At 42.5% G+C, this 1968-nt stretch carries 2 protein-coding genes; both read left to right on the top strand.

Annotated features, from left to right (window positions below):
• A partial coding sequence (locus H6S82_RS31010) for an adenylate/guanylate cyclase domain-containing protein (RefSeq protein WP_191057316.1) occupies positions 1-513 on the top strand: 513 nt, incomplete at its 5' end.
• Between the two features lie 315 nt (positions 514-828).
• On the top strand, positions 829-1968 hold a 1140-nt coding region (locus H6S82_RS31005; protein WP_191057315.1), incomplete at its 3' end, for a pentapeptide repeat-containing protein.

Below are 1968 nucleotides of genomic sequence, written 5' to 3'. Positions count from 1 at the left end.
GTTGGCTTCACCTCTCTTTCCACAAAACTTCAGCCGATCGAATTAGTTAACTTATTGAACCAAATTTTCTCTTCCTTTGACCAAATTATCGAAGAACTCGGTTTAGAAAAGATTAAAACGATTGGCGATGCTTATATGGTAGCGGGAGGATTACCGATACCTAAAATTGACCATGCGGAAGCAATTGCAGAGTTGGCATTATCCATGCTAGATATCATGCAGCAATTGCAGATTGACAGGGGGTACCAACTACAAATTCGGATCGGCATTAACACGGGAATTGTGGTAGCTGGAGTGATTGGGAAGAAAAGATTTATTTACGATCTATGGGGCGATGCGGTTAACGTTGCCAGCCGTATGGAATCGCACGGACAACCAGGATGTATACAAGTTACATCAGCAACTTACGAAAGATTGCGAAATAAATATTTGTTTGAAAATCGTGGTAAAATCCAAGTAAAAGGTAAGGGAGAAATGACTACCTATTTCCTGAAGGGAAGAAAGTCGGCTTAGAAATGGACTTTACTATTAAAATAATATTTAAAAACCCAAGTAATTCTTGGTATGTTTATTTAACAGGGAATATTTAATATATTTAATTTTCACATAGACCGAGAGAAGGGAGGTAAATTTGGCAGTTAATGGAAAAATTGCGATAATTAATATATTGTCGCATGATGACTCTCATTATTTCCTAGTGCAAAAGCGGAAACGATCCGCTACTAGCTAAATTTAAAGAAAATTTTCAGTGCAGACAGGTTCTGGAATGCACGGTCGTGGTAGCGTTGTAAAATAAGCAACCCTTGAAATACCTATTCTAGGTTGGCAATGCAAGAATCCCTGTCTACCAGACTTATCCAAACGTCTCAAAACAAATATCCAGACTGCTTGTGGATGCAATTAGAAGCAATTCCTGTCGAGTCAGGTGCAAGTGACACTTCTGCGCTTGACCTCTACTTAACGATAAACTTTGACGAGCATTGGGAACCCCTGCTTGGGGGTCGCGTCAAGTTAGGTCTCAAGGGTGGCGAACTGAGGCTAAAGCTGGAGGGTGGCGAAATACCTTTGGCATCCCGCGACCTCAAAGACTCACTTGAGCTTTCTCTTACAGAAGACAGAAAAAAGTACAAAAGTAGCGAAAATCAAAGCAGTGCAGATACTAATCTAGTAGAAATAGGATCTGGCCTCCAGGATAACTCGAATGTATCCCAAATAGCTTTTAGAAGCAATAATTCTCAGGTAAACCCTGCCTGGATTTTTGAAGTCAAGGCAGGTGAGTCGATTCTAAAAGGAGGGGTCACAAGCGCAAAACTCTTAACCGTAAATGCGATCGAAAAATTCTGCCGAATAGAAGCTACGTTTGAAGTATCAAAGCAAGATGTGTATTTGATTGATGCAGAAGGCTTATGGCGACACGACATCAGCCCAAATCAGCACGCTGTCTTAGAGAGGAAATTAGCTCTGTTTTTGTTGGAATCGAAGTTGAAGCCTTTTCTAAGTTGGGCGCAGTTATGCTACGATTGTCTTCCTGTGGAAAAGGGTGATGAAACAACTGTTCCGCAAGTACAAGCGCATCTACAAGAAGAGATCGATCGCGTTATTGCAGCGCCAACAAAGGATTTCCTAGAAATAGCGAAAATTGCAGGTCTCGATCCGGCAATTGACTTTGCAGGGGGTAACCTGCGCGGAACTAACTTAAACGGAGTTGATTTAAGTGGTGCTAATCTCTGCCGCGCTAATCTTCGAGGTGCAGATTTGAGCGATGCAGAATTAACTGACGTTAATCTAAGCAGTGCTAACCTCAGCGGTGCAGATCTCAGCGGTGCCGATCTGGGTAATATAAATTTGAGCCATGCCGACTTGCACCTTGCCAGTTTAGCATTAGCCAACCTCAGCGGTGCAAACCTGAGCGGTGCGAATCTGATGGAGGCGAATCTAAGCAGTGCCAATCTCGGTAGTGCCAATGTA

This window comes from Planktothrix sp. FACHB-1355, assembly GCF_014748295.1.
Taxonomy (GTDB): domain Bacteria; phylum Cyanobacteriota; class Cyanobacteriia; order Cyanobacteriales; family Aerosakkonemataceae; genus Aerosakkonema; species Aerosakkonema funiforme_A.
The sequence above is the reverse complement of the archived record's forward strand: the minus strand, read 5'-3'. Positions and strand labels throughout refer to the sequence as shown.